Source organism: Methanoplanus endosymbiosus, assembly GCF_024662215.1.
GTDB lineage: Archaea > Halobacteriota > Methanomicrobia > Methanomicrobiales > Methanomicrobiaceae > Methanoplanus > Methanoplanus endosymbiosus.
Genome location: NZ_CP096115.1, coordinates 536,637 through 563,373, shown reverse-complemented (window position 1 = coordinate 563,373; position 26,737 = coordinate 536,637). Strand labels below are relative to the sequence as shown.

Annotated in this window: 25 protein-coding genes and 1 tRNA gene; 11 read left to right on the top strand and 15 right to left on the bottom strand. The window is 40.5% G+C overall.

From position 1 onward, the window contains the following. The 9 genes from L6E24_RS02320 to L6E24_RS02285 form a co-directional block, all read right to left on the bottom strand. Positions 1–2,001 carry a site-specific DNA-methyltransferase gene (locus tag L6E24_RS02320; RefSeq protein WP_257743121.1) on the bottom strand — a complete coding sequence of 667 codons (2,001 nt, stop codon included), beginning with the start codon at positions 1,999–2,001 and terminating at the stop codon, positions 1–3. A 163-nt stretch (positions 2,002–2,164) separates the two neighbouring features. Beyond that, positions 2,165–3,289 (bottom strand): transglutaminase-like domain-containing protein, encoded by a 1,125-nt coding sequence (locus L6E24_RS02315; protein WP_257743120.1) that lies wholly within the window; start codon positions 3,287–3,289, stop codon positions 2,165–2,167. A gap of 159 nt (positions 3,290–3,448) precedes the next feature. Continuing rightward, complete coding sequence (locus tag L6E24_RS02310; RefSeq protein ID WP_257743119.1) at positions 3,449–4,171, bottom strand: DUF4391 domain-containing protein; 723 nt, start codon at positions 4,169–4,171, stop codon at positions 3,449–3,451. Between the two features lie 4 nt (positions 4,172–4,175). Further along, positions 4,176–7,343 carry a helicase-related protein gene (locus L6E24_RS02305; protein ID WP_257743118.1) on the bottom strand — a complete coding sequence of 1,056 codons (3,168 nt, stop codon included), beginning with the start codon at positions 7,341–7,343 and terminating at the stop codon, positions 4,176–4,178. A gap of 116 nt (positions 7,344–7,459) precedes the next feature. Further along, the gene (locus L6E24_RS02300; RefSeq protein ID WP_257743117.1) at positions 7,460–8,086 is read right to left on the bottom strand and encodes a hypothetical protein; all 627 of its coding nucleotides are present in this window, start codon (positions 8,084–8,086) and stop codon (positions 7,460–7,462) included. A gap of 9 nt (positions 8,087–8,095) precedes the next feature. Beyond that, on the bottom strand, positions 8,096–8,443 hold the full coding sequence (locus L6E24_RS02295) for an STAS-like domain-containing protein (RefSeq protein ID WP_257743116.1): 348 nt from the start codon (positions 8,441–8,443) through the stop codon (positions 8,096–8,098). 7 nt (positions 8,444–8,450) lie between these two features. Next, positions 8,451–9,329, bottom strand: a complete 879-nt coding sequence (locus L6E24_RS02290; protein WP_257743115.1) for an ATP-binding protein — start codon at positions 9,327–9,329, stop codon at positions 8,451–8,453. A gap of 65 nt (positions 9,330–9,394) precedes the next feature. Then, positions 9,395–9,553, bottom strand: coding sequence for a DUF1016 N-terminal domain-containing protein (locus L6E24_RS14730; protein ID WP_373021150.1), 159 nt, complete (start codon positions 9,551–9,553; stop codon positions 9,395–9,397). A 231-nt stretch (positions 9,554–9,784) separates the two neighbouring features. Then, positions 9,785–10,111, bottom strand: coding sequence for a hypothetical protein (locus tag L6E24_RS02285; RefSeq protein WP_257743114.1), 327 nt, complete (start codon positions 10,109–10,111; stop codon positions 9,785–9,787). A gap of 339 nt (positions 10,112–10,450) precedes the next feature. Here L6E24_RS02285 and L6E24_RS02280 point away from each other — a divergent pair, with 339 nt between their 5' ends. The 7 genes from L6E24_RS02280 (at position 10,451) to L6E24_RS02250 (ending at position 14,761) form a co-directional block, all read left to right on the top strand. Continuing rightward, positions 10,451–11,191, top strand: a complete 741-nt coding sequence (locus L6E24_RS02280) for a TIGR04255 family protein (protein ID WP_257743113.1) — start codon at positions 10,451–10,453, stop codon at positions 11,189–11,191. Further along, positions 11,192–11,767 carry a hypothetical protein gene (locus L6E24_RS02275; protein WP_257743112.1) on the top strand — a complete coding sequence of 192 codons (576 nt, stop codon included), beginning with the start codon at positions 11,192–11,194 and terminating at the stop codon, positions 11,765–11,767. Between the two features lie 71 nt (positions 11,768–11,838). Then, entirely contained in the window at positions 11,839–12,132 is a 294-nt protein-coding gene (locus L6E24_RS02270) for a hypothetical protein (protein ID WP_257743111.1), read from the top strand. Between the two features lie 517 nt (positions 12,133–12,649). Next, entirely contained in the window at positions 12,650–12,871 is a 222-nt protein-coding gene (locus L6E24_RS02265) for a type II toxin-antitoxin system HicB family antitoxin (protein WP_004078044.1), read from the top strand. A gap of 154 nt (positions 12,872–13,025) precedes the next feature. After that, a complete protein-coding gene (locus L6E24_RS02260) occupies positions 13,026–13,607 on the top strand; it encodes a DUF6932 family protein (RefSeq protein WP_257743110.1) in 582 nt (193 codons plus the stop codon). Beyond that, positions 13,604–14,515, top strand: a complete 912-nt coding sequence (locus L6E24_RS02255; protein WP_257743109.1) for a hypothetical protein — start codon at positions 13,604–13,606, stop codon at positions 14,513–14,515. The genes L6E24_RS02260 and L6E24_RS02255 overlap by 4 nt, the downstream gene beginning before the upstream one ends. A 6-nt stretch (positions 14,516–14,521) precedes the next feature. Beyond that, positions 14,522–14,761, top strand: a complete 240-nt coding sequence (locus L6E24_RS02250; protein ID WP_257743108.1) for a hypothetical protein — start codon at positions 14,522–14,524, stop codon at positions 14,759–14,761. A 200-nt stretch (positions 14,762–14,961) separates the two neighbouring features. Here L6E24_RS02250 and L6E24_RS02245 read toward each other — a convergent pair whose 3' ends face one another. Continuing rightward, entirely contained in the window at positions 14,962–16,287 is a 1,326-nt protein-coding gene (locus L6E24_RS02245) for an ATP-binding protein (protein WP_257743107.1), read from the bottom strand. 633 nt (positions 16,288–16,920) lie between these two features. Between L6E24_RS02245 and L6E24_RS02240 the strand changes: the two genes are divergently transcribed. From L6E24_RS02240 to L6E24_RS02230, 3 genes are read left to right on the top strand one after another with little or no spacing between them, the layout of a single operon-like run. Further along, a complete protein-coding gene (locus tag L6E24_RS02240) occupies positions 16,921–17,253 on the top strand; it encodes a transcriptional regulator (RefSeq protein WP_257743106.1) in 333 nt (110 codons plus the stop codon). Position 17,254: 1 nt separating this feature from the next. After that, entirely contained in the window at positions 17,255–17,791 is a 537-nt protein-coding gene (locus L6E24_RS02235) for a hypothetical protein (RefSeq protein ID WP_257743105.1), read from the top strand. After that, a complete protein-coding gene (locus L6E24_RS02230; protein WP_257743104.1) occupies positions 17,788–18,120 on the top strand; it encodes a type II toxin-antitoxin system PemK/MazF family toxin in 333 nt (110 codons plus the stop codon). Before L6E24_RS02235 ends, L6E24_RS02230 begins: the two co-directional genes overlap by 4 nt. Before the next feature lie 844 nt (positions 18,121–18,964). On the opposite strand, the gene L6E24_RS02225 is transcribed toward L6E24_RS02230, so the two are convergent. The 3 genes from L6E24_RS02225 to L6E24_RS02215 all read right to left on the bottom strand — a co-directional run bounded on the left by L6E24_RS02225 (position 18,965) and on the right by L6E24_RS02215 (position 21,692). Then, positions 18,965–19,077: transfer RNA gene (locus L6E24_RS02225), tRNA-Met, on the bottom strand. Positions 19,078–19,277: 200 nt separating this feature from the next. Continuing rightward, positions 19,278–20,267, bottom strand: coding sequence for a TIGR00341 family protein (locus L6E24_RS02220; protein WP_257743103.1), 990 nt, complete (start codon positions 20,265–20,267; stop codon positions 19,278–19,280). Between the two features lie 15 nt (positions 20,268–20,282). After that, positions 20,283–21,692, bottom strand: coding sequence for a HEPN domain-containing protein (locus L6E24_RS02215; protein ID WP_257743102.1), 1,410 nt, complete (start codon positions 21,690–21,692; stop codon positions 20,283–20,285). Positions 21,693–22,474: 782 nt separating this feature from the next. Between L6E24_RS02215 and L6E24_RS02210 the strand changes: the two genes are divergently transcribed. Then, on the top strand, positions 22,475–23,374 hold the full coding sequence (locus tag L6E24_RS02210) for a glycine betaine ABC transporter substrate-binding protein (RefSeq protein ID WP_257743101.1): 900 nt from the start codon (positions 22,475–22,477) through the stop codon (positions 23,372–23,374). Between the two features lie 105 nt (positions 23,375–23,479). Here L6E24_RS02210 and L6E24_RS02205 read toward each other — a convergent pair whose 3' ends face one another. Then, positions 23,480–24,967, bottom strand: coding sequence for an acetyl-CoA carboxylase biotin carboxylase subunit (locus L6E24_RS02205; RefSeq protein WP_257743100.1), 1,488 nt, complete (start codon positions 24,965–24,967; stop codon positions 23,480–23,482). Further along, positions 24,964–26,703 (bottom strand): pyruvate/oxaloacetate carboxyltransferase, encoded by a 1,740-nt coding sequence (locus tag L6E24_RS02200; RefSeq protein WP_257743099.1) that lies wholly within the window; start codon positions 26,701–26,703, stop codon positions 24,964–24,966. The genes L6E24_RS02205 and L6E24_RS02200 overlap by 4 nt, the downstream gene beginning before the upstream one ends. Between the last annotated feature and the right edge of the window lie 34 nt (positions 26,704–26,737).

The window sequence follows — 26,737 nt, the reverse complement described above, 5'->3', positions numbered from 1 at the left end:
TCAGAGATATTCAACGGTGTAGGACTGTTTTGTTCTGTCGCTGTGCTTCTTCATCATAGCGTCAAAACGCTCCATTGTATTGACCTTTAAAGCGATGTCTTTGCCAAACGCACTGTCACGGAATACAACTTTATGCGGCATTGGCTCGATTGCAGCGATTTTATCAATTATGTCCGGAGTAAGTTCTTCTTCAAGGCAGACAACAACAGCATCGGCAAAACAGTAAGTCCTCGGGCCTATATCTGTGAGGGTCTCCATACTGGCAGAGAGCGGTATGTCATACTGCCGGAGAAGAATTTCATATGCAACATCAATGTCAGTTGCATCCGGCATAAAGTCCCGGAGATCTTTATCAGACACGGAACTGTCGTCAAGCTGTGTCTGTGACACATCCATTCCGTTCTCCTCTGCTATCCACCGGACGTTTGTATCAGCAGTCTTAAAGACTTTAAAACCAATGTCCAGATCATCTGCATTCTTACCTTTCCCGCCGGCCTCTTCTTTTATCTTCTCTCCTGCCCGGCGGATTCGTTCTTTTCCTATCTCTGATATTGTTCTGGGAATTCCAAGTTTATCACAGAAGGCTATTGCCTCTTTATTATCTTTCTCCCTTTTTTCTGTATCGTCCAGTTCTTCAGGATACTGAACCATGATATATTTCCGGTTGCCGCCATCTTCTGCGTTAAGCTGCATTACTGCATGGGCTGTTGTGGCTGACCCAGAGAAAAAATCTATCACTATGTCATTATTTTTGACATTGGATAAGTTCATTATATAATTTATAAGTTTTGTTGGTTTTGGGGTATCATAAACATCTTCGGGAATAAGCTCCAATAATTCATATTTTGCTTGACGATTGTGACCTGTTTTATCAAATTCAATCCATAGAGAAGAAGGAGGTAATCCCCCCATGTCACAAAGATAAGTTCTTCTACGAATGCCTGAACCATCCAATTTGAATATTATTTCTCCACTTGAGAGTTTTTCCTCCAATGTTTCTTTTGCCCACCTCCAACCATTTTTAGGGGGTTTTATAACATCTCCCTGAGGAGAAACCAAATCATAAATTAAATTTTTCCGATAATTTGGAGAATTCACAGGATTTCCATCAAAATATGGACCTTTTGGATCATTATCGGGATTTTTAAAATGCTTTCTCTTAGACAAATCAGATATTTTTTGAGGTTGCCAATTTGAACATTTTGAATAAACTAAAGTATAATTATGATCGCAAGAGAATTGCTTTGCATCATTATTGCTGTTATCCGTAGATCTCCAAATGGCAGTAGCCACATGAGAAGAAACTCCAAATATTTCATCCAATATTATTTTCAGATTATCATATTCATGATCATCAATACTGATAAAAATAACACCCTCGTCACTAAGGAGATTTTTTACAATTCTAAGACGAGAGTACATCATTGAAAGCCAGTTGGCATGAAAACGACCAGAAGTTTCAGGATTTAGTACAAGTGGATTGTCATTTTCATCCCTTTGCCCGGTCTTTTTTTCATACTCTTTTTTACTTTCTTTGAAATTATCATCGTAAACAAAATCTTTCCCGGTGTTATACGGGGGATCGATGTAGATCATCTTGACTTTGCCCATGTAGCTGTTCTGAAGGAGTTTTAAAACCTCAAGATTGTCCCCTTCAATGTAGAGGTTTTCTGTTGTCTCCGGATTTTTGGAGTCCTCCGGGACATACTTTAAAGTCCGTCCAGAAACACCTTCGGCAGCAGTCTTCTTTGCCTGCTGCTTTCCGGCCCATGTCAGCTCATAGCGTTCTTTATCAACTTCCTCAAACTCGCCAAGTTCAGCTTTGAGGGCTTCAAAATCAACCTGACCGTCTTTAATGATTGACGGGAAAATGGCAGAGAGGCGCTTTAGGTTTTCAGATGCCGGATTAAAAACAGATGATGATATTTTATTTTTTTCAGTTTTAGTGCTTCCATAATCGCTTTTTTCAGGATTATTGATTTCAGTTTTATTGTATTCCATGACAATCACGTTTGATTAATATATGAGAATTTGTAATATTGTTGTTTAAATGTGGCGATTTGTTGTTGCAATTGCTAATGTAGTATTTGCCCTTTTGATGATTTATGGGTGTAAGGTTGGTATTGCAGTTTGTTAATATGGCAATCAATAAGTATGCAAATGATCAGCAGGGGACCTCATACAGACTGACATTCATAAACTCTGTCCGGTTAGCTGCAAACAGATCCTTAAATCCTTTATATTTTGAGAATAAACTGCTCTTTTCAGCAAATATCAGGTATCTAATATCAGAACGAACTGAGAAATTACAGTGTCCGTTATCATCCGGATGTTTCCGGTTAAGAACAGGCATTGTCGCATTATTGTCCATTACATAGAGAGTTATGAAGACATCCCCAAATGTCATATTATCCCAGTAAGCCAACTGAACCTCAATTGTTGTAGTGTTAAATCCATGTTCGTCAAGTAAGGAAATATCACTTTTAACCTGCTTAATATCTGAAATGCATTTTGAAAAATCTTCATCTTTATCTTCAATATATCCGGCATAATCTTCTGATTTTACCGGAAATTCCGTTGTTTTAAATGTCCTGTCAAAGACATACCAGTCATCATTAACAAAAACTTCAGGAAATTCATGGTCATGACCTTTAAAGTGAACAGACCTTGTCGGAAGTCCCATTGTGGCATTTATCATATACACAACTGCCTGTGAAAACTCTCCGCAATTGCCTGTCCGGGTTAATAAAGCAGCTTTACCATAACCATAATCTTCATTGTAAAACTCATGGATGAAATAATATATGAATGGAGCATAAAACGGCTTTACACAGAATTCTGCAAGATTTCTCGCCGGAATTACACTATCTTTTACATGAAATCCCGAAGAATAATCACCTCTGTAAGCACCTGTCAGACTCCAGCAGATTCCAAGAGTATCATCCTTAAATATCTCATCCGCAAGTAATGAATATTCATCAATAGCATCCTGGGCCTCACACTCTATAGTATTTATTACAAATAACTGTGGAACTATCAGAACAACAGCAAATAACAGAATAATACCCATATTAATTAAAATGTGGTCACGTTTGAATAGCAGGTTTTTTTGATGAAGATAAAAGAGAATAAAATAAAGAAAATATGTAATTATAACTAAGAGTATCATTCCATAGAACTCTCCATAATATGCCCAGACTGGATAAATAGCAAATAATACAAAAACTAAGAGGGGAAATTGTTTAAGGGCAAAGACTAAAATTCCTTTAATCTCCTTTAGAACGTCCATATATTAGCCACCTGATATTTAGAGAATATATGCCTGTGATTTTGACATCTCTGTAATTCTGAGCCTGTTACAGAATATTGTATGAGCAATCCGGAAGGAACTCTGAAGAAAATCTGAAAAGAACTCATTAAAATTAATCAACAACCTCTGAATTCACCTTCAGACATAACCTTTCAGCTTAGCGTATGTTCTCTTCAATTCGCCGTTAATCCGGGAGGCATTTCCGGTTGTTACTGACCGGCTCCTCTCATCCGTAAGTCTGACCAGAACCTTAACGTCCTCAAAGAGAAGTAAAACGTCCTCTGTGTTATACCAGACTTTAGATTTAGATGAGAGAAGGTCATTCATCCCGGACCACAAATCCCGGTTCGTAATAATATAACACTTAACCATCATCTCCAGATACCACGAATACAGATCCGTCTTATTCACAATACAGTCCCACCCGGCAAAGTCCTGAATCAGCCGGTCCTCCGTTCCGGACACACCCCGTGTAAGAGAATGGGTCAGAAATTCATCAGTCACAACAACCAAATCCTTATCCTGAAGATTAAGCCGCTTTAGAGCAAAAGAATACAACTCCTTCTTATCATCCCTGACCTTAATAACAGAAGGAGTCTTTGTCATCCGCTGCAAAATTCCGCAGACAAAAGGTGCCGAGCGTACAGAATCTACATCTGCTGTGAAAAACTGAACTGCCCTGACAGAGTCCGTATCACTTACAAAAGAGGGAATAATATCATCCTTTACAACCGCATCAAGAACCAGTTCCTTAAGAGTCCGGCGGAAACGCTGCCTCTCAGCCTGTTTTAAATGAGAGAGAGGAAACCTCTTTTTATCTGTAACAAGTCCTGTATTGTATTCTTCCGGAATTTTAAACACGCAATCACTCCACAATCAGAAAAGAGATAAGCTCAAAATCATCCTCACCGGAATCTGAAAACTCATCACTAAACCCGGAAAAGTCAAAGATACTCTCCTCAGCCCGCTTTCTTTCTGCCCCTGTAATTCCTGAAATTGCCTTTGTAATAAGCTTTGAATACCTTGTCATATCCTCTGCATTATGCGTCTTCTTATTAAAATTCCGGATAAGAACATCATCCGGTTCAGACTTACCATAAGAAATCCGGCGGAACTCAGCCAGGGCCTCACGGGCATTGTGCATCCCGATATATACCTCACCGGAATTCTGCACATACATAAGATAATACGGATAGAGAGAACTGTCACTCTTTGGTTTGGCTAAGTCCTCACTATGCCGGAAACAGAAGAGGCACCCCTTCTCTTCTCCTTTTGTAATCGAAAATACCCCTGCCGGAACTTTCTTAACATCAGGATTTTCTTTCACATACTCATACAGCTCATTGAGATAACCGTTCATATTCAGATCAGTCAGGGATATTGTATCACCCATCTCCTCAAGCTCAACAACCTCCTCCTGAATACGCTCAAGCTGGGTACGCCTAAACTCCAGATCATTGAGATCAGGAGTTAAGAGATCCTCATCCCCTGTAGAACCAATATTTGCTGCAACCATCTTCCGCTTCACACGCTCCTCAAGCTGAAGATAGTCATTCAGGTCCATATGAGGGAAGAAATTAACCATCTGTATCTGAGGATTGATACTTCCAAGCCTGTCAATTCTTCCAAAACGCTGAATCAGAACAACCGGATTCCACTGAATATCAAAATTAATCACACAATCGCAGTCCTGAAGGTTCTGACCTTCAGAGATACAGTCCGTTGCAACCAGAACTTCAATTTCTGTATCTGTATCACCTGATCTCCCCTTAGACCTTGGCGAAAACCTGGCCAAGACCTCATTATACTTCAGATTTGCACCCTTAATTGTCGTCTTAGGACTTCCGGTGCCTGTAACAATAGCAGTATGAACCCCTTCCTCCTTTAAAATTGGCCATAAAGAATCATACAGATAATTGGCAGTATCGGCAAATGCTGTAAATATCAAAACCTTCTGATTTCCCGGATTGTAAGGAGTCTCATTAATCTTATTCCTGACAAATGCTGTAATTTCATGCAGCTTAAAATCCCGTTTTTCATCAAGAATGATCCTGACCTGGCCTGAAATCCTCTCAAGTTTCTCCTTATCAGATCTCAGGTCCTCCAGATAATTCCTTACATCAAGGTGCCTGACATCAATGTCATACTTATACTCCAGGAAGAATTCCTCTTCATCCTCCAAATCATATTCATCAGAAACAGTGCCTGTTCCCGAAGACATCCTCGATATATGTGAATCAATTCTGCCAAGCAGCCTCTCAACCGTTTTTCCGAATGAATAAACTGAACTCTCAAGTCTTTTGCACAGATTAAAACGGTTGAGTTTGACATTTATGGCCTCTCTCTGCTCATGATCAAATATTCTCTTACCATTAATTTTGGTTGCAAACCTCTCCCTGTACATCTCCTTATACTTCGGAAGAATGTAAGCCATAGGAGAATAAACACAGAGGAGCAGACCTTCTAATTCTTCGTTTACATCCGCAAATTGCATAATCTCGGATTCCGAGTCGATTTCCGGCCTAAAAATCATGGGTGTAAGTTTCTTTGGGAATACACCGATGTTTTCGGTGCCATAATAACGGGTGATATGTTTTCTGCTTCTTGAAATCGTAACCATCTCAAGAAGTTTGTAGAACTCAGAAGGCAGCCGGTCCAGAAGTTCAGTCTTATTTCTTCGTGAGGTTTTAGACCATTCATTAATGTCCTTTTGGGCACGTATTAACAGATGCTGAACACTGGAAATGCCATCCTCCTCAAATGCATAGTCACGGTCAGATGTGATTATACTAATCTGGTTTCTAAGATCTGTTAAGGAGTTGTTCACCGGAGTTGCGGATAGGAGGAGGACTTTTGTATTGGCTCCTTTATGAATAATATCTCTAAGCAGCTTCTGGTATCTGGTGACGTGATCTTCACTCTCTATTCTGTTTCTGAAATTATGTGACTCGTCAATGACTAAAAGATCAAAACTGCCCCAGTCTATTCTTGATAGGTCAAGTCCTGAACGGGAGAACCCTTTATTCCGGGAGAGATCTGTGTGAGAAAGAATTTTGTAGTTTAATCTGTCTCCTGCAAGAGGGTTGTCCTTATACGGACTCCTGAAGGAATCCCAGTTATCGTAGAGCTTTGCCGGGGCAAGGACTAATACATTGTCATTCCTCATCTCAAAATATTTTATTATTGCAAGGGCCTCAAATGTTTTTCCAAGACCGACACTGTCCGCAATGATACAGCCGTTGTGTTTATTGATTTTCTGAATGCCTGAAACAACTGCATCTTTCTGAAAATTATAAAGGGTATTCCAGATCTTTGTCTGTTTAAACCGGGTACTGTCATTTTCAAAATGTTCAACACTTGAGTCAAGCTGATCTCCAAAAAGTGAGTAGAGAGTAAAATAATACAAAAATTCCGGAGAATAATCCTTATAGATGTACCTTAACCCTTCAAGAAGTTCTTCTTTATATTCTGAGGTATAGCCTCTGTTATTCCACAGAGTATAGAATGACTGAACAGATCGCTTTATCTGATCAGTGTCCATCGAACTATTGATGAATGTGTCAAAATTTATCTGGGGCAGACCTTTAATTTTTTTGGATTTGGTTATTTCAAGTGAGGATGTCCCCTGAATCTGGATGTCCTCGTCAATTATTAAGATATTTCCTTTGACCATTTCCGGAGATTTGACTTTCTTGACATTTACATGAGATTCGATGAAATCATGCATTGCCCTGGCTTTGTGGAAGTATTTCAGCTTGTTTTTCTTAACAATTTCGTAGTTATTGAAAAGTACATCTGAAGGAGATGCAGCAAGTTCAAACTCCTGCACCATTTCTTTATTTTTTGGACCGGAATTAGTCCCGCGTATTATAAAATTTATTTCCCGGACATTTTTCAGGTTTTTTTCAAGTTCTGAAAATACAGTAAGTGTTAGTTTATCGTTGAGAATATTTACTGTGCTGTTTTCCCTGACCTGTAAAGCATCATTGACAATCTCAATAATCTGCTCCGGAGAGGAGATAGAACCCACCATATAAAATCATTATCTGTAATGCAAGTAATATTTTTGGATATGAGCCTATAATGAATAAAAAAGTGATATTGAGGGGCGCCACTTACCTTCCTGCTGCGGCAAATAACATTTAAATTTCATCGCACAACAAGCAGACCTATGCTATCTGCGGCATTGATTATTGTATTATTCGCTGTAAAAACAGTGATGGCCGGAACGGTTGCAAAATCCCTGTCATCTGTTAAAATATATGGTTTGTCCATTTTCTTCTGAATTAAATCAAGAAATAAAAGGTCATACCCGTCCAGATATGAATTATAAAAACCCTTCAGAATAAATTCAGACACTGAACTGTCAATAACGGAATCAAAGGACTCAGAAACATCCCTTATGCTGTCCCAGGCCATACTTAACTCATCAATAAAATTATCCCTCTCATCCGGATAATCATATCTGAAATTCTTTATAGGGACGTCATCCGGGCCAAAATCATTTTCCCCAATAAAAATCCTGTACAAAGATTTTTCAATCACACTGGATAGTTCAGCGAGAACAAGTTCACTTCTGAATATTCCGGAATTTGCGTGAAGCATCTTTGAAAGATATGCCGGATAGTACTTCTTTTGATATGAATCAGGCAATGTCGTATAGGTTGTTGTATAATTGTACCAGACATTGGTATCCACAAAAAAGGCATCTGTTCGTTTCGGAACATCAGTCCTGACATCTACAACAGACGCTTTGATATGATCTTCAAAAGCCATCAGATCACATTAACAACTTTCAGAATGCTCAGCTGCTACTTTATTGACTGCACTCCGAAACTTATCATTGGAATAATATTTACGGGCATTTTGAATGACACGCCTTAAAACCTGATCGCCATGTTTAGTAAGACCAGCAAATTTAACCCTCGCATTGAGTTCCTCCGGTGTAAAACTGCCCAATAGTTTAGCAACCGCACCGTTGAAAAAAGGTGATGAATAAATACGCACGCCGGTAAAATCAAGTTCTGCATTCTGATTATTATTAAGAGCAGATAGAATCAGTCTGTAAACTTTTTCACCATCCTCAAGCGTTATGCAGTTTTCCCCGATTATATTTTGAACATTTATTGTCATATTATCATTAGAAATAGGGTTGATCTACAGGCTCTCCTTCAATAAGATAATACTTCTCATCGCACTTCAACTTTATGTTTACCGCAGTTCCATTGAAATAAAAGTCCTTAATTGCATATCTGATATTGCCTGATTTGATACGGGCACACTCATTATTACTGTATATATCCATTTGTCCATGATTCTTTAAAATAAAATCTTTAAGAAGATCAAGACCAACGCCCCTTGGCTGTTCTCTTCTTTTTGTGGAAAAACCATCCTGGAAAGCTTTTTCTAACCGGTAATTTCCGTCAAATGACTCTTTGCTCTCTTTAAAATATTTATTTAATGACTGTGGAATGCCTATACCAAAATCTATTATTGTCAGGACCAATTCATTTTTTGTTGGAAAACGCTGCCCGCATGTAAATACTCCGACATCAGAGAAACTGTGTTCAAAAGCATTTTCGTAAAGTTCTAAGATATTACCGATGATTTTTTCAGATAAAAGACTGCTTGTGTAAATCCACCCCCTGCCAATCCATTTATCTTCCAGATACTTCTCAATTGAATTAATATCATGTGCGAAGTACTGCATTAAAGGAACAGAATTACCATCCCAGGGTTCACTTTCCCCCGTAATCTCTTTTAAGAATCCATTTTGTGCAAGATTCATCATGACTTTCGGGATAATTGTACTCTCATCAATAAAGACCACTCCACCATTCTTCCGGATATGACATGCCAGACCTGCAAGGAAAGCAACGCCGTTCTGTTTTATGAAAGTACACTCAGAAAAATCAAATGTGAGATCTGCGGAATGATTGTATTCATCCCAGACATCAAATAGTAGCATAAAACCAGAAGTGTTATCGAGAATATTTGGTATTTTAAGAATATCTGTCATATTTATGGTGAATCCTTAATAGAATACAATTCAATAACAGATAATTGTTTCATGAATTTTGCACATTAACATATAGGCTTTTTCCAGATGGTAACATTATATCGCTCATATTCCAAATTGTCCCCGCATCTCTCCATAATAATGATATTATGACTCCAGCCTATTTCTCGCACCAGTGGTGCGAGTTTTTCAGAGCTACGATAAGTCTCATAAAAATTTTTCATTCTCCAGAGATTGGACGCTGAAAAACCGGAAATACCAGGGAACTCATTTTGAAATTAGATTATTATACATATCAAAGTTTCAAAAAAAATTACTCCCCAATCCCTTATATTTTTGTTAATGTGGGAATCTAAAATAATACTGTCGAATTGAAATTCTAGATCTATATAGAAATAACAGTTAGAAATATCCTAAAATAAATAAGGAAATTATCGTGCATCAAAAATATTGTTTCACCCCCCCCAAAACCCCTCAATCTTCTTCCCCAACCGAATCCCAACCGGAGAAAAGCAGACATCAAAACCAACTCTCTCCTCAAAAACTCCGGCCTTCAATAACTCCCCGACACAACCAACAGAACCGGAAGCACCAGGACACCCATCACTCCGGTCATCTACAAAAACCCCCTGCCCTTCCAAAACCCCCAAAACCTCCTCTGAAGTTACCCGGCCCTTAAACCTCCTGCCGGACCACACCGACCAGGCAGCGAGGAAGAAATAACCGGCATCGGCAGAGATACCAAAACAATCCGCAAGAATTCCGGCAACCTTACCCGGCACAAAAGAGTCCAGTTCAGCAAGACTCCGGTTATGTGTTGGATTCAGATGAAATAACAGGGCCTTTCCGGAAGAAATAAAAGTATTATACCGCTCACGATTCCCGGCCTCGTTACACTTTAGCCGTGAACGGTTCGCTGGTTTTATCGCTAAGCTGGATTATTAACGCCCAAGTGACTCCGGGTTCCCCGGAGTCCCTTCCGGCTGATGGACGACCGCCACTGCGCCTACTGCTGCGGCAGAAGGCTTGTGGCTTGCCCAAATAACCCTCCTGTGAATCCGTAAGATAAGTTATATTAATTATCCCCGGAAATATATTCCAGATAGCAGAAGTGAAAACCAATGACTGATTATAGCAATTCACCAATAAGAGAAGCTGTATGTGAATTTAGGTTTTCAAAAAAGACCGGCTGGGACAAAGACCTGTCTTTGAAATTTTACGAAAAGATAAAATCGGAATTTCCTAAAAAGGAAGTAAATAAAGTTCATCACTTCCAGGTAGAGGCAACAATAAAAGGCATTCAGAACAGTAAAAATGAGTTAAATGACAGACATCTGTTCTTTGACAACGACAGAAGATATATAATTCAGATTACTCAGGGAGTTCTTTCAATAAGCTGTTTAAAGCCTTATCCTTCATGGGAAGTGTTTAAAGAAAAAATAAGATTAGCCTATAATACATTGGGTGAACTGACAGATATTAACGGAATTGAAAGAATAGGACTGTTATATGTCAATAAGATTGAAATCTCAGACAAACCTGTGGAATTAAAAGAATATTTCACATTTTACCCAAATATGCCTGAAAAGCTGAACCTGACCGTTGGAAATATCAATATGGCATCTGATTTTCTTTACAATCACGGAAAAGACATATGCAGAGTTCAGCTGACAAGAGCAGTTCCTGAAAAAAAGGAAGATATAGCATTCCTTCTCACCACCGATTTCTTCACTGCAAAACCGGGATCTGTGAAACCGGATGATGCTCTGCTCTGGACAGAAGTGGCCCATACTGAAATAAAAAATATCTTCAGGAATTGCATTACAGAAAAAACAGAATCATTGTTTAAAGGAGCCGAATAAATGTTATATTCTGATTCTTTCTCCGGTTGTGGTATCGGAAATCAAAAAAGATACCTGACTTTGGAAGAGTATTATTCAGAAGAAGGTAAGGATTCGCTACGACAAAAGCTTCAGACACTTCTGATAGAACTCTTCAGCGAAACCAGTACGGAGCATCTTAACTTCCTGTCTGTTCAGACAGGTCCGGGAGATATCACATATAATAGTTCATGTAGTTATGCCTATACTGAATCAACCCTGCTTCACCTGGCAGAATATCTTGATATGAGCATTCCAAATCCCGGAGAAGTAATCGATTACATAACTAAGCATCCCGGAATCTGTGATGCTGTTCTCTATGCCTGTCTTCTTGCATGTGAAGAATTTATTAAGAACTCTGAAGTTTCCCTTGAATTATATTATGATGATGAAAGTCAGGACAAGTATCTCACATTATATATCCGTCAGGAAAATTATGCAGATGACATCATAGAAAAAATGGACAGAATCTGTGAGGAATTTGAGGGTGAACTGGCTGGTCAGTCGGGGTGGCTTCTTTTGACAACCGATTATAAACCCCCTCAGAATAAAGTATGATGTTTTGCTGGTCTCAGTTTCTGGATGTTGCCAGATTTTTAAAGGCACAGGCTGAAAACGATGCCTTGCCTTTGGAAGCGGCATACAGATGCTCAATAAGCAGGGCCTATTATGCAGCATTTGGATATTCCCTCAGTCATGCAAAAGATACTATGGGATATGCTCCCAGAAATACAGGAGCAGACCATAAATTAATCAGAGAATTCTATCAGTCACAGGGAAAACCCGACATAAAAAGGAAATTACTACGTCTTCATCAATGGCGAAAGGATGCAGATTATATTGAACCAGTTTATAATTTGGAATCAAATCTGAAAAGCTCCCTAAAAGTTGCTGATGAAATAATTAAATCGTTGGACAGATAAATTTCAAAGCTTTTTTAGAGGGATATTATCACTCATCCTCTCCAAAATCCCTCAACTTTCTTCCCCAGCCGGAGTCCCAACCGGAGAAAAGCAGACATCAAAACCAACTCTCTCCTCAAAAACTCCGGCCCTCAAAAGTTCCTCACCACACTTCCGGCAGAACCGGAGGCATCAACAAAAACACCCTGCCTTTTTAAAAACCCCCAAAACCTCCTCTGAAGTTACCTGGCCCTTAAACCTCCGCCCAGACCACACCGACCAGGCAGCAAGGAAGAAATAACCGGCATCAGCGGAGATACCAAAACACATCCCCCAGGAATTCCAGCAACCTTACCCGGCACAAAACAATTGAGATCGTCAAGCCGCCGGCAGACAAGACTGACCTTCAAAAAAGCCTCAGCCTCTTTAGTTCCTCCTCTCTCTTTTACTGAATTGTTACTGAATTGTTACTGAATTGTTACGGAATTATTATGATATAGTAACAGATATTATTACAAAATACGGGAGATAAAAAATAATGCGAAAACAGCTTACAGCCATTATTGAAAAGGAAGGCGATGGCTATGTTTCATTCTGCCCGGAATATGATATTGCAAGCCAGGGCAGTACTGTAGAAGAGGCCCGTAATAACCTTCATGAGGCTTTGGAGCTTTTTTTAAAAACCGCATCTTTGCAGGAGATTCAGTCACGGTTCCACGGGGAGATCTATATCACACGGATGGACGTGGCTTTTGGCTAAACTGCGTGTTTTATCCGGGAACTAAATACAACTCAATAACCCTTAGTCAGATTCTATATGGATCATAAAACTGGCAGAGATATTCAGAAAACAGAAAGAAATCACATAGGGGATAAAATAATGAGTAAAAGCAGAACTTTCAAAGGAGACGTTAATGAATAAAGACGTGATACCGGACTGGAACACTGACGGGATTTTACCACCCATAAATATGGCTGATCCAACAGGTTTTGAAAGGTCCCCCTATTCAATCTCTTTAACTGACTTAATTCTCCGGTTTGCAAATACCAAACACCGTAGAGAGATCATAAAAGGTTTTATGAATTTCCGTTCTGCTCTGCATGAATCAGGGCTTACTGAAGGCTTTCAGTGGATTGATGGAAGTTTCCTTGAAAATGTTGAGAAAACAGAAGAAAGAAATCCCAATGATATCGATCTTGTCACATTTTTTATTCTGCCTGAAGAAACAAGTCAGGAGACCCTTTTATCCTCTAACCAAGATCTCTTCAACCCCAAAAGGACGAAAGATGAATATAATGTTGATGCATATTTTGTACAATTAAACTCAGATGAATACGAGATGCTTATCAGGCAAATCACGTATTGGTACAGCATCTGGTCACACCGAAGAGACGGACAGTGGAAAGGATTTATACAAATAGAACTTTCCGGTAAAGAAGATCAGGTTGCTATGAGCAACCTTGATGCAATGATGAAAGAGGAGGATTCTTTATGATGACCAATCAGAATTATCAGCATTTAAAAGCGGAGTTATCCACATTAAATAAAATGCTTATACAACTACCAAGGTCCAGCGTCATTGAGCGACTCAGTCTGGAATCCAGAAAAGATGATATTGAGGCCTCACTTGCCTCATTTGAGAGTCAATTTTATAATCCTGCTCAATTCAGTATAACATTCCGGGGCGCTCCTGTTATCAACAGCCATGGAGTTCAGGCAGACTTTGGAGGAAATGCCATCAGACTATTCACTGATGCAGTCGCAGCAGTCGGAGCAAGTCAGACAGACACTCTGGGATCGCGGGGTATGTTGCCAAACCGTGAAGAATATAAGATGTTGATAACCGGAACAACCAGGGGGTCATTTGGATTTGTAATAGAAGAAGTGTCACAAAATCCTAAGTTAAACAATGAACCCTCTCCTGTCGAACTTGCTATAAGTACAACTATGGCGATATTCAAAGCGTCAACCGGAACTGATGAGGAGTTGAACGAAGCACTATCGGAAGCTGATCCACGGGCGATTAAAACCATTCGTGAATTTTTAAAAACTCTTGCAGATCAGGATGCTATATGCACACTGAAGTCAAAAGGAGATGCCTTTGGTTTCACCGATGTAGGTCAGATTCGTCAAAGTGAAAGCAGACTCAGTGAGGACAATATACGTCAGGAAGAGATCACACTGAAAGGTCATTTTATCGGTTATCTCCCTAAAAAAAGGATTTTTGAATTTTTTGAAGATAATTCAGAGGAAATTATCTCAGGCAGAGTGGACTCTGTAATTGAAAAAGCAGATTTGATTAATCAGAATCTCAATATGCCGGCAACCATTCAGCTACTGGAAAGAAGAGTCGGTGAGAGCAAAAACCGGACATATACACTTACTGATTATGATACAAGTTAAGTTGGGATGGATAACAAAGTGAACTACGCCACTGCGCCTCCTGCTGCGGCAGAAGCCTATGCCTCAATACCTCACCCCCTCCAAAACCCCTCAATCTTCTTCCCCAATCAAAGTCTCAACCGGAGAAAAGCAGACATCAAAACCAACCCTCTCCTCAAAAACTCAGGCCCAAAGCAGCTCCCCGCCGCACTTCCGTCCATCAACAAAAACACCCTGCCTTTCCAAAACCCCCAAAACCTCTTCTGAAGTTACCTGGCCCTTAAACCTCCGGCCGGACCACACCTAACCGGCATCAGCAGAGAGGCCAAAACATCCCCCAGGAATCCCGGCAGCCTTTTCCGGCACAAAAGAGTTTAGGGAATCAGGGCACCGGCAGATTGACTCCACCTTCAAAAATAATTCCTGAACTGTTATTTCCGGATAAAAAATCAGCAAATAGTAAATCTTCAGATATATGCCTTTAATCTCCAGATAAGGTATAATGGCATCTCCAGGACTTCACCGTATTCATCCGAATGTCTGGCAATATTATTAAGGCTGGTCCGGATGGCAACAGTTGGTCTGTATTTTTTCCTGTACTCTGTAAGACTTCTTGAACGGGTCCCTTTTGCTGATTTAACCTCTACCGGAATGACATCGATACCCTCCTGTATGATATAATCAACCTCGGCAATCCCGCCGGATTTCCAGAAATAAGGCCTTTGGAATCCGTTTGCAATCAGTTCTGTCAGCACGAAATTTTCTGTGAGAATACCCCGCATGTCGGCGGTCAGTGAAGAAGTGTCAAAAACTACATCTGCCGGAAATTTGCTCATCCTGCGTAAAAGACCTACATCTGAGAAATAGATCTTGAAGTATGTAGTGTCCGCATATGTTGTAACCGGAATATATGGCCGCTCAATCTTCCCGACCTTATATATGAGGCCTGCCGAGATAAGCCACTGAAGGGAATCTTCCAGATCGCGTGCACGCATTCCATGCTTAACGTGGGAGAATATAAATTTCTGATTGTCCTTTGCAAGCTGTGCAGGGATAGCGTTCCAGATAAGGGTAAGTTTTGGAAATTCGGATACAGATGCATATTTCACAAAATCCTTTTCATAATCACTGAGAATTTCGCTTTGTATCGTCTCTACAGCTACGATGTCATGGTTATTTATCCATGAGCTGACAACCTCCGGCATACCTCCGGTGATCAGGTATTCACGATATGCCTCCTCCAGTCTGCCGGTAAATGCAGAGGATATCTCTTCGTCATGGGACAAATCACTCAGGTACCCGTAAAGGAGTTCTTCATCCTTTGCCAGGAGAAATTCCGGGAAACTAAGAGGATACATCTTAAGCATCTGCACCTTACCAACCGGAAATGAGATGTTTTTTCCCATCTGTGCAACAGCCACTCCCAACAGGGAACCGGCGGCAGTGATATGGAGTCCGGGGAGGTTTTCGCAGAAATATTTGAGAGAAGTTATCGCACGGGGGCAGATCTGGATTTCGTCTAATATGAGGAGGGTTGTTTTAGGCCGGATGGATTTATTCCTCAGAATGCCAAGGTCTTTGATAATTCTTGAAACATTCAGGTCACCATCAAATACTTTTTGCAGACGGTCGTCATACTCAAAGTTAAAATATGCGACATCTTTAAATTCCGCCTCGCCAAAATGCTTTAATATCCAGGTTTTCCCACACTGCCGGATTCCTTCAAGAATAACCGGTTTACGATCCTCACTCTCTTTCCATTCAAGCAGAGTACCGTAAATGAGCCGCTTCATGAAATGAATTTTGCACCTTTAAGTATATATTATGTGTGTAAAGTACACATTATTGCAACTTATTATGTGGATCATGTACACATTTTACTAACTTAATATCCAAAGTGGTATAGTTTGGAGGTGACTGCTCCCTATGCTATTTAATTTCCTTTTTACTGTCCTTTCACCTGTTATGTCAGGCTATGTTTTTTTGAGTTTTCTAACACCTGCATCTGCGTTTTACTACAGTGCGGCTTTCCTGGGGGTCATTGTCATCTGCCTGTGAATGAGGTGGTCTGTATCCGGTAAATTCAACGAAAAAAACATACCCCCTCATTTACATTCCCTCCCTCCCGCAGGGTTGTGATACGCGGGTGAGAGCAGCCGGGTGACTCTGAGGTAATCAGAGGTATTGGGCGTTTAGAATACCTGGTAAGTAAAAGAAGGCACTGCTTCGGAAAACCTCTTTTCAGTAAAACAACCAGCCCGTCATTAATCTGAATACCCCCGGCCCTTTGCTATGGTGAAGGCTTCCGGCATGACCTCATGCGGCCCCATTTTTATGAACAATGTTTCTTCAAAAATTAATTTAAACTTCAAGTTACTATTATGAATAATCATATTACAAAAAGTATAACGGGTGCGTGGAGACACATGGAAGAAAAATTTCTTGAAATTGTAGATGAATCCGGGAATTTAAACTCTAAATTATTCTCACTAATCCGGATAAAAATACTCTGGGCCTTATCTGAACTTGGTGAAGACGGAGCAACAGCAAGACAGATAAAAAACGGTCTTAATATCGGAAATGACGGTTCAACCTATTCAAATTTAAACGCACTCACAGATATGGGTTATCTCCGGATGCAAAAAGTACCATTTGAATCAAAAGAGAACCTTGAATTATATACCATTACCCCGTCCGGCCTTGAAGAATGGAATAAAATAAAAAAATGGCTCGTTATGCTCATAGGAGAGGAGAAATAAAATGGGCGACTGGAAGAAAGCCGTTGCAGTCTTTAAGGAAATGAAATTTCCCATTGACTGCAACAGATTTGAAGAGAAACTGGCAGCACAAAAGATTATCTGCATGCTTCAGTTAAAAGGCATGAACCTGAATTATCCCTTCAGACTGAATATCAGGGGTTCATACTCCAAAGAGTTTACCAGGGATTACTATAACTACAATCACGAATTTAAAAATCTCATCACCGATACCACATTATCGGAAGATGAGAAAATAACAGTCAATGCACTTGACAGCCTCTTTAAAAAAAGTCCGTCTCTTCTTGAGATAGGAGCAACATATGCCTATCTGACCGAAAATCTGGGCAAATCACCCATCGAAGCTTTTGGAATAGTAAAACAGGAGAAAGGGTTTTATCCGGATACAAAAATCGCAAAAGGAATATCAAAAGCAAAGGAGTTTTTGTTTGAACCAACTTTAGAAGATCTTGACTGGCTTAAAGAAGAGACCGGGCCGATGCAGCGTGCCTCCCTGAAATCAATGAAGGAATTTAAATGAATTTCAGGAAGTCCGGAGAAGTATGGCTGATTGAACCTGAAGGTACCCGCGGGCATGAGCAGTCCGGCATACGTCCGGCAGTCATTCTTGCAGAATCGGTTGGAATGTACACAGTTGTCCCATTTACAACTTCAGAAAAAGCCGCCCGCTTTCCCCATACCCATATGGTTGGACCAGACTCAAAAAATGGTCTTTCAAGGTTAAGCTTTGCACTCTGTTTTCAAATTTCAGCACTTGATAAAGAGAGATTTATCAAAAAAAACGGCATATTGTCGGAAACAGACTTGGAATGCATAAAAGAACTGATAAGAGATCTTCTTGATCTATAATTCCGGTTATCACATCCGGAATTTCATTATGACAACCGGTTCGTTATTATAATCTGAATATCTCTGATTCTTCTTCATCAGCTTAAAACCCGGAAATGAAGGCCACAGGCATTCCCAAAAAGGAAACAGAATCCTTTCACTAACAGTATGATTTCGCTTCAGTCACCGGGAAATGAATGTCCCCCAGACTGTTCCCTATAAGCCACCGTTCGCCTGTTTTCCTCCACCAAAACATCCCCGGAAGAAACCCTCTCCTTAAACTTCCTTCCGGATACCTGGATGATGTCTTATCAGATATTCAGATACAATTGTCTCACAAATTAACGTTAAAAATTTTTCCGGCAGAATTTAACGTTAATTTTAACGTTAAATCAAAATATCAGCATTTTATAGTAATTTACATGTGTCAGGACCAAAGCGTCCGGGCACTGTTCACACATCTGTCACAGATTCACCATGACACCACAAAATCCGGTATAAATTCATCACAGCTCCATAACAAAATCCTTTTGCAGATAACATGGACTATCCACAGAATCAGGAGCAGATTAAGGATAATTCACTATAATTCGCCACAGAAAAGTGCGCATATAATCCGGCGCATAACTCAGACATATCCCATATACCGCCTACACAAACCATCTGCGGCGACTCAGATATCTGAACAAAAGAACTTCAGAATACTGTTTTTTAGTACGAAGTTCTGCGCGATTGGGGTATGACATAAAAAAATCAGAGCAGTGAGAGAGCAGAAACATTTATTAACGTTAAAGTTAACGTAGTAATTAGAAAAACGTCAGGATGGGCTTAGAATCGAAAAACAAAAGTAAATCTGGCTTAAAAGTGCTGTCGGTGGGATCCGAACCCACGGCCTCCAGATATCTCAGATATCAGCGCCTCCGAAATGTGCTCAAAACCCTATGAGTCTGGCGCCCTAACCGACTAGGCCACGACAGCAACTAAATTCTGTTTGTCGGCAGTTACACACAGTGTGCATAACAAAAAGGATCTTTAAACAGTTAAAAGTTATGATTTGACTTTCAATTTTTCTCCGGAATTATTGCATCTTCAGACATGATACAGTAATTCTACCCATAAACGAGATCACGGATATTTTGTATATCCAGGATCACCATCCATAAAAATTCCGGCAAAAATCAAATCATTATTGATGAAACGGCCAGAATGCCGATTAAAATCAGTATCAGAATAATACTTCTCCGGATGAAACTCTTTGCAGTCTTAATATCACTGCCTTTTCTCGGCGCAATCTTAAGTGCAAGTGTGGCAATGAGCGCACCGGCAATAAGCCCGATTACATTATCCAGGACTAAAAGCACCGCACCCGGAGATCTCTCCGGCAAAAGAACAACAGTAATTCCGGCAACGACCGTCGGCGGAAGCAGTGCCGCAGCAACCGCGACTCCGGCAATAAGTTCGGATATGTTTTTAGTAAGTGCAATTATTGACGCAATACCCAGAAGAACTGCCATAATTATGTATATCGGGTTTGAGATTGTCCTGATCATAATCTCCTCAGTCAGAGAGAGATTAAGAACAGCTCCCGTAAAAAATCCGGTGAAAAGCGACATTAAAAATGTAGCAGTAAGAGCAAGCAGGAAGATGAGCGCAAGATTTACAGCCAGAACAAAAATACTCCTTAATGCCTCATTTACCTTTCCGGTAGCAGAATAGATCGCAAATGAATGAATCGGGCCAAGAATCGGAGATAAAAGCATTGCCCCGATAATTATTGCAACATTATTGAGAAACAGGCCCATAAGTGCAATAAGTCCTGCAATACCGGCCAGGGCAAGATACCAGTAATCAATTTTTGTATAGTCCTTAGCCGTATCAATCAGCTTTTCAACAGGAGTCTTAAGACCTGTACTGACCTTCTTCTCTGCCCTCTGAAGTGCAGACGAGATAACAAAATCCGGAGTTGAAACTACAATCAGTGACTCTTTATACCTCAGATCAAGCGGCTGCCTGAGCTTCTCTATTGCATCGTTAATCTCGGCATCAGGAACAAAGACTCTCACTTCAACGTAATTCTTCTGTTCATTGTCAACATGAAGGTACCCATCCAGAAGGGGCTTTAGACCCGGATAATCCTCATATCTGGCATTAATAAGAATTTTTTTCATATATATACCCTTAATTCAACCAAAACATTCCAGAGCCTTTCGTTTCATAAACCTGCTCAAAGCTATCTTTATGAATTCCGGTTCAAAACCACACTCATGAAGAAATATCACATATATTACCATTTCAAGCTTTGCAACAAAACCGCAGAGTTCAGTCCCCTCTGCATATGAAAAATCTTCCTTAGCATCCCTGTGTGCAATATAATTCCTGTTAACCGAAACAGCAGATGAAAACTCCTTAAAATCCGGTATATGTGCCTCAAGATAGACCCCGAAATGATCACATATATCATTTAACCGGTTCTCAAGATTTGGTTTATTTCCAAACTTCAGGGTATTTACAATGGACTCACGTACCTTCTTTGTAAAGATATGCTTCTCACCAAGAAGTCTCTTTACTGCATCAGTCCTTTCCTTATATTCCTCAGGATCAGTAGTATAATCCTTAAAATAGTCATTCTTCCGGTGGTAAATCTCAATACACTCCGTAAATCCCAGAAAAACATTTTCTGTGTACATCTCCGGATTAAAGACAACAGAAAAATAAAGCCTCACCATTGAAACGTAATTTTCACAAAATTCTCTCCAACGTCCAATAATATCTCCCGAAAAATCCTCCAGCTCATCAAAAGAAATCAAAAAACTGCCATAACGGGAATAATCAGTAAATTTCCGGTTCGTAAGCCTGTTATTATTAAAATAAATAGTGCAACTGCTCATAATTTTCTCACCGGCATAATCAGACAAATAAGGATTTTTCTCATGCTCTCCCGTAATTGAAATAAAAAATGCCGGTTTATTCATAAAAAATGTGATCATATTCTGAATAACCTGAAGATCAGAGATGATATCTGTTAATATCTTCTCCTCCGGATATTCAATAACTAAATTATACTCAGACTCACCTCCACACACTTTGATTTTTATTTTAAAGTCTCTGGAAGAATAAATGATTATACCGTTATCACCATCTCCGGAAAAATGCCCAAAACCAACCCAGTTAACAAAATCATCCGGAACCAGCACAACCCTGCAGAATTTAATCTCATCATTATCCTTAAAGTTATAACCATCTATCACAATCTCCGGGAGAAAAAGAATATTACTGTCGCTGTCTTCTCTGCCAGGAAAAGAATGCAATCTCTCTTTATAGACCATTCTGTTATTGACAAGGGTTATTTCCGAACCATTGATTCCTCTTCCGGAGATAAGAGGAACCCTGTTAATTATGCAGTATTTACTGCCATCCGGAGAATACACTCTATCTGCACCAATACCATCAGCTCCGGAGCGGAAAATACTGCATTCAAGCACTGCATAATCATATGGCTTAACAGTTAAAAGTCCGGGAAAATCCCTGTTAATATCATAACCACCGGATTTCCGGATCTGCCAGTTTCCTTCGATCTTTATTGTCTCATCCATACGACCACAGTACTTCCATAAATCAGTTCAGGCACTTCATACCTGAAAACCCCACTCTGCACTGAATTTATATTATATTTTTATCATTTTAAAAATTTAGCGTAAATCCTCTGGGTCTTTAGCCCGGAGGTAGTTCACTAAATTCTGACTTAGACTCTCAGAGAACAGATGTCTGAGACAGAAATACCACCGGTTACACACTCTGAAATTTCATTTCTAAACAGAAAATCAGGAGATTTTTCTGTGCGCGACCGGTTATCCGAAAAGCACAGACTATCCGCTATATTCCTATCAGACCTGTTTTTGGGGGGATTATCCGGATCTGGGAGCCATAAGGCCTTTATATTCATATTGTGCGTAACTATACTGATATTATTTAATATACTGGAAAATATCCTGCTAATATTGATATTTATGGAAAATAACTCCTTTAATTTCGTTTTAGGAGATACACACACAATAAAACACAATATTAATGGTTTCCGGTTCTTACAATATGAATATAATCGGGATATGTCCTTAAATTTTGAAATAAAGCAATATAGAGGCCAAATTTAAAAAATGTCAAAGACAACACATATATAATGCTTTTTGTAACGCTAATAACATAATGTGTATTATTCCGGAATAACAGAATAAATGCTGGAAAATTCTGTTTATTCTTATAATCAAAAGAATTTCCGGAACAATTTTTCCGGCCACACATTATGTCCGGAGGATAACTGTAACAGATGCAGAAAAAAAATTCTTCCTTCGGACTGATTTAATCTGGTTGTGTAATTGTGATTTATAAAGGAATCAAAAAATTTTCAATAATCTTTCTGGTTTGTCTCGCTATTGTTCTGGCTGCCGGCTGTACCGGCACCGAATCATCAGATAAAAGCAATACAGGAAGTGCAGCAGATTCAGGCAGCAAAGAAGTTGTCTTAGTCTCAACCCCATATGACACCGAACTCTCAAGCGGAAATGTCATTAAACAGGTACTTGATGCAAACGGCTATGATGTTGACCTTAAAGTAGTCGATGTCGGGCTTGCATTTCAGGGGATAGCCTCAGGTTCCGGAGACTTCTTCGTAGGTGCCTGGCTGCCGACATGCCACGGTCAGTACTATGATAAGTACAAGGACGACATGGTTCTCGTCTCAGAAAACATGGTCGGCACAAGATGCGGACTTGTAGTCCCTGCATATGTTGATGTTAATTCAATTGAAGAACTAAAGGATCATTCTGATATATTCGATTCAGCAATAGTCGGAATTGAGCCTGGTGCAGGTATTATGAAGAGCACAGAGATCGCAGCTGAAGAGTATGGCCTTGACTATGAGGTTTCCTCCGGTAGTGAAGTTGCAATGTGTACTGCACTTAAATCAGCTCTCGATAAAAAGGAGCCAATTGTTGTTACAGGCTGGTCCCCCCACTGGATGTTTGTAAAATGGGATCTTAAATATCTTGACGATCCGGAGAATGTCTATGGCGGCATAGAGCACATTACAACCTTCACAAGAGAAGGGTTCAAAGATGATTATCCTGAACTTTATGAATTCCTTGAGCGTTACCATTGGGAATCATCCGACATGGAATCAATAATGCTTGATGTCAATGAAGGAATGGATGTGACTGAAGCCGCTTCAAAGTGGATCAAAAACAATCCTGACCTTGTAAACGAATGGCTTGGGAAATAAACCAACTCTCTTTTTTAAGACACCAATATTCCGGTTGCCAAACCAGAACTAAAAAAAATCTAAGATATAATCAATACATTAACTGTATTGCATAAAAAAAGGATATTAATTGTCGGAATTATTCCTTATGTTCTGAACATAGACATTTACAGCAGCAGTTATTGCAGCGGCCTCCTTACCAAGCCTCATTGATGCTGCAAGTGTCTGCATTCTTGTCTCTTCCTCTCTTAAGTACATTGCAAGATTCTTCTTAACATGCTCTTCAGTGAGGAAATGAGTATGTGTTTTCCCTTCAATAAACTGGCTGTTATTCATAATTGCATGGTGGAGCGGCAGGGTAGTCTTCACACCAAGAATAACATATTCATATATTGCCCTTCTCATACGGTTAATGCTCTCTTCCCTGTCAAAACCCCATGAACAGAGCTTTGAGATCATTGAATCGTACATCGGAGGAATTGTATATCCCATGTGAATTCCGGAATCCACACGGATGCCAGGCCCACCCGGAGATCTGTATCTGACTATCTTTCCGGGATCAGCTGTAAAGTTATTCAGAGGATCTTCTGCATTAATCCGGCACTCAATGGCATGGCCGTGCAGTTTAACATCGTCCTGTGATATTGCCAGATCTTCACCTGAGGCCACCCGTATCTGCTGCTTTACGAGATCAATTCCGGTAACCATCTCAGTGACAGTATGCTCGACCTGAAGGCGTGTATTCATCTCCATAAAATAATATTCACCATTTGAATACAGGAACTCAACAGTGCCTGCATTATAGTACCCTGAAACCTCTGCGACCTTCAGTGCAGACCCTGTCATCTTCTCCCTTAACTCATCGGTCATTATGGGGCATGGTGCCTCTTCCACAAGTTTCTGATGCCTTCGCTGAATTGAGCACTCCCTGTCATAAAGGTGCACCCTGTTGCCCTGCTGATCACAGAGGATCTGAAGTTCGATATGCCTCGGCTTGACAAGGTACTTCTCAATAAAAACGGTTTCATCTCCGAATGCAGATCTGGCAATCCTCATACCCTTCTCTATTGCTTCCTCAAGGCCGGATTCATCCTCTACAATCTGCATACCAATGCCGCCGCCACCGGCACTTGCCTTGACAATTACAGGATAGCCTATCTCTGAGGAGATCTTCTTTGCCTCATCAATTGAGCGGACACCGTCATGCGTATATGGAAGCACAGGCACACCTGCTGATGATACCATATGCTTGGATCCAAGTTTTGATCCCATCTTCTCAATGGTCTTATAAGACGGGCCTATGAAGGCAATGCCCTCTTCATCACAGAGCCTTGCAAATTCTGAATTTTCCGCTAAAAATCCATATCCCGGATGAATAGCTTCAGCACCGCATTTTTTTGCGATACTGATTATCTTCTCCTTATTCAGGTAGCTTTTGGAAGGGTGCGCCTCACCTGCCGGATATGCCTCATCTGCATACTTTACATGAAGTGAATTCTTATCAGGTTCAGAATAAACTGCAACGGTTTCAATTCCAAGCTCCCTGCATCCACGCATGACACGGATTGCAATCTCACCCCTGTTAGCAATAAGAATTTTATTAAAATATCTCATTCAACCACCAGCAGAACATCACCATTCTGCACAGTGTCGCCTGAATCAACAAATATCTGAGTTACTTTGCCGTCCCTTGGCGATTTAATCGGATTTTCCATCTTCATCGCTTCAAGAACAACAAGAACATCTCCGGCTTTGACCTGTGCACCGATGCTTGTCTCAATCTTTAAAACCATTCCCTGCATGTTGCTGTTAACACCGCCTTTTATCGTGGTATGCGGTATCTTCTTCTGCCCCATGCTCTTCTGTGATTCAATGGCACTGCCCTCAACAGATAAAATCCTGACTGCAAAGATCTCCCCGTCAACCTCAACTTCCATGCAGCTTGGAATCTCCGGGACGGAAGCTTTGGCAGGTGCTGATTTCTTTGGAATTAACTCCTGTTTCCTCTCTCCTTTCAGGAATGACGGTGCAATTGCAGGGTAGAGGATATATGTAAGAATATCCTCATCCTTTCTGACAAATCCTCCTTCACGTGCCTCAGCTGCCATCTTATCATATGCCGGTGATAGGAGATCTCCGGGCCTTCCTTCATATGGCTTCTCCTCACCGATTATCTTCAGGCGGATTTCATCCGGAATTATTCCCGGAGGTTTGCCATAGAGTCCTCTTACATAATCCTTGACTTCCTGGGTGATATTGGAATACCGTTCGCCGCCCATCAGGACATTTAAGACCGCCTGTGTACCTACAATCTGGCTTGTCGGTGTAACCAGTGGTGGGTATCCGAGATCTTCTCTGACCTTCGGGATCTCTTTGTGGACCTCTTCAATTCTGTCAAGTGCATTCTGCTCTTTGAGCTGCGAGACCAGATTGGAGATCATTCCGCCGGGGAGCTGATATATCAGCACATCACTGTCAACAAGTTCTGAGATGGGATCAATAAGCCCGCCATATTTGTCCCTGATCTTCAGGCATATGTTCCTTACGTCCCTCAGCTTTAAGAGATCAATGCCGCTGTCCCTCTCTCTTCCGATGAGACTTGCAACAATGCTCTCTGTCGGCGGCTGGGATGTTCCCATTGCAAAGGGTGACATTGCAGTATCAAGAATATCGACCCCTGCTTCAATTGCCGCCTGATAACTCATAGGTGAAATTCCGCTTGTGGAGTGTGAATGAAGGCCGACCGGAATATCAATTGTCCGTTTTATGCCGGTTATGATGTCCCTCGCATCATCGGGCATAATAAGTCCGGCCATATCTTTGATGCAGATTGAGTCACTGCCCTTTGCATAGAGATCTTCTGCCATTTCAATGAACTTTTCATTTGAATGTACAGGACTTGTTGTGTAGCAGATTGTGCCCTGAAGATGTGCGCCTATGTCCTTTACAGTCTCCATTGATTTTTCCATATTCCGTATGTCGTTGAGCGCATCAAAGACCCTGAATATGTCAACGCCGTTTCTGCCCGCCGCTTCTATGAACTTTACAACGACATCATCGGGATAATGTTTGTATCCTACAAGATTCTGCCCGCGAAGAAGCATCTGGATTGGAGTATTCTCCAAAACGTCATTCAGATCGGAAAGTCTCTGCCATGGATCGTCATTTAAGTATCTGATACAGCTGTCAAAAGTAGCCCCTCCCCAGGCTTCAACGGAAAAAAAGCCTATTTTGTCAATTGCCCGGGCGAGAGAGATCATATCTTCAGTCCTCATCCTCGTGGCAATTAAGGACTGATGTGCATCTCTGAGAGTAGTGTCGGTTATTTTTAAAGGATTTGTCACACTCATAAATTACCTCCGGTAAACAGGGGAATAAAGGATA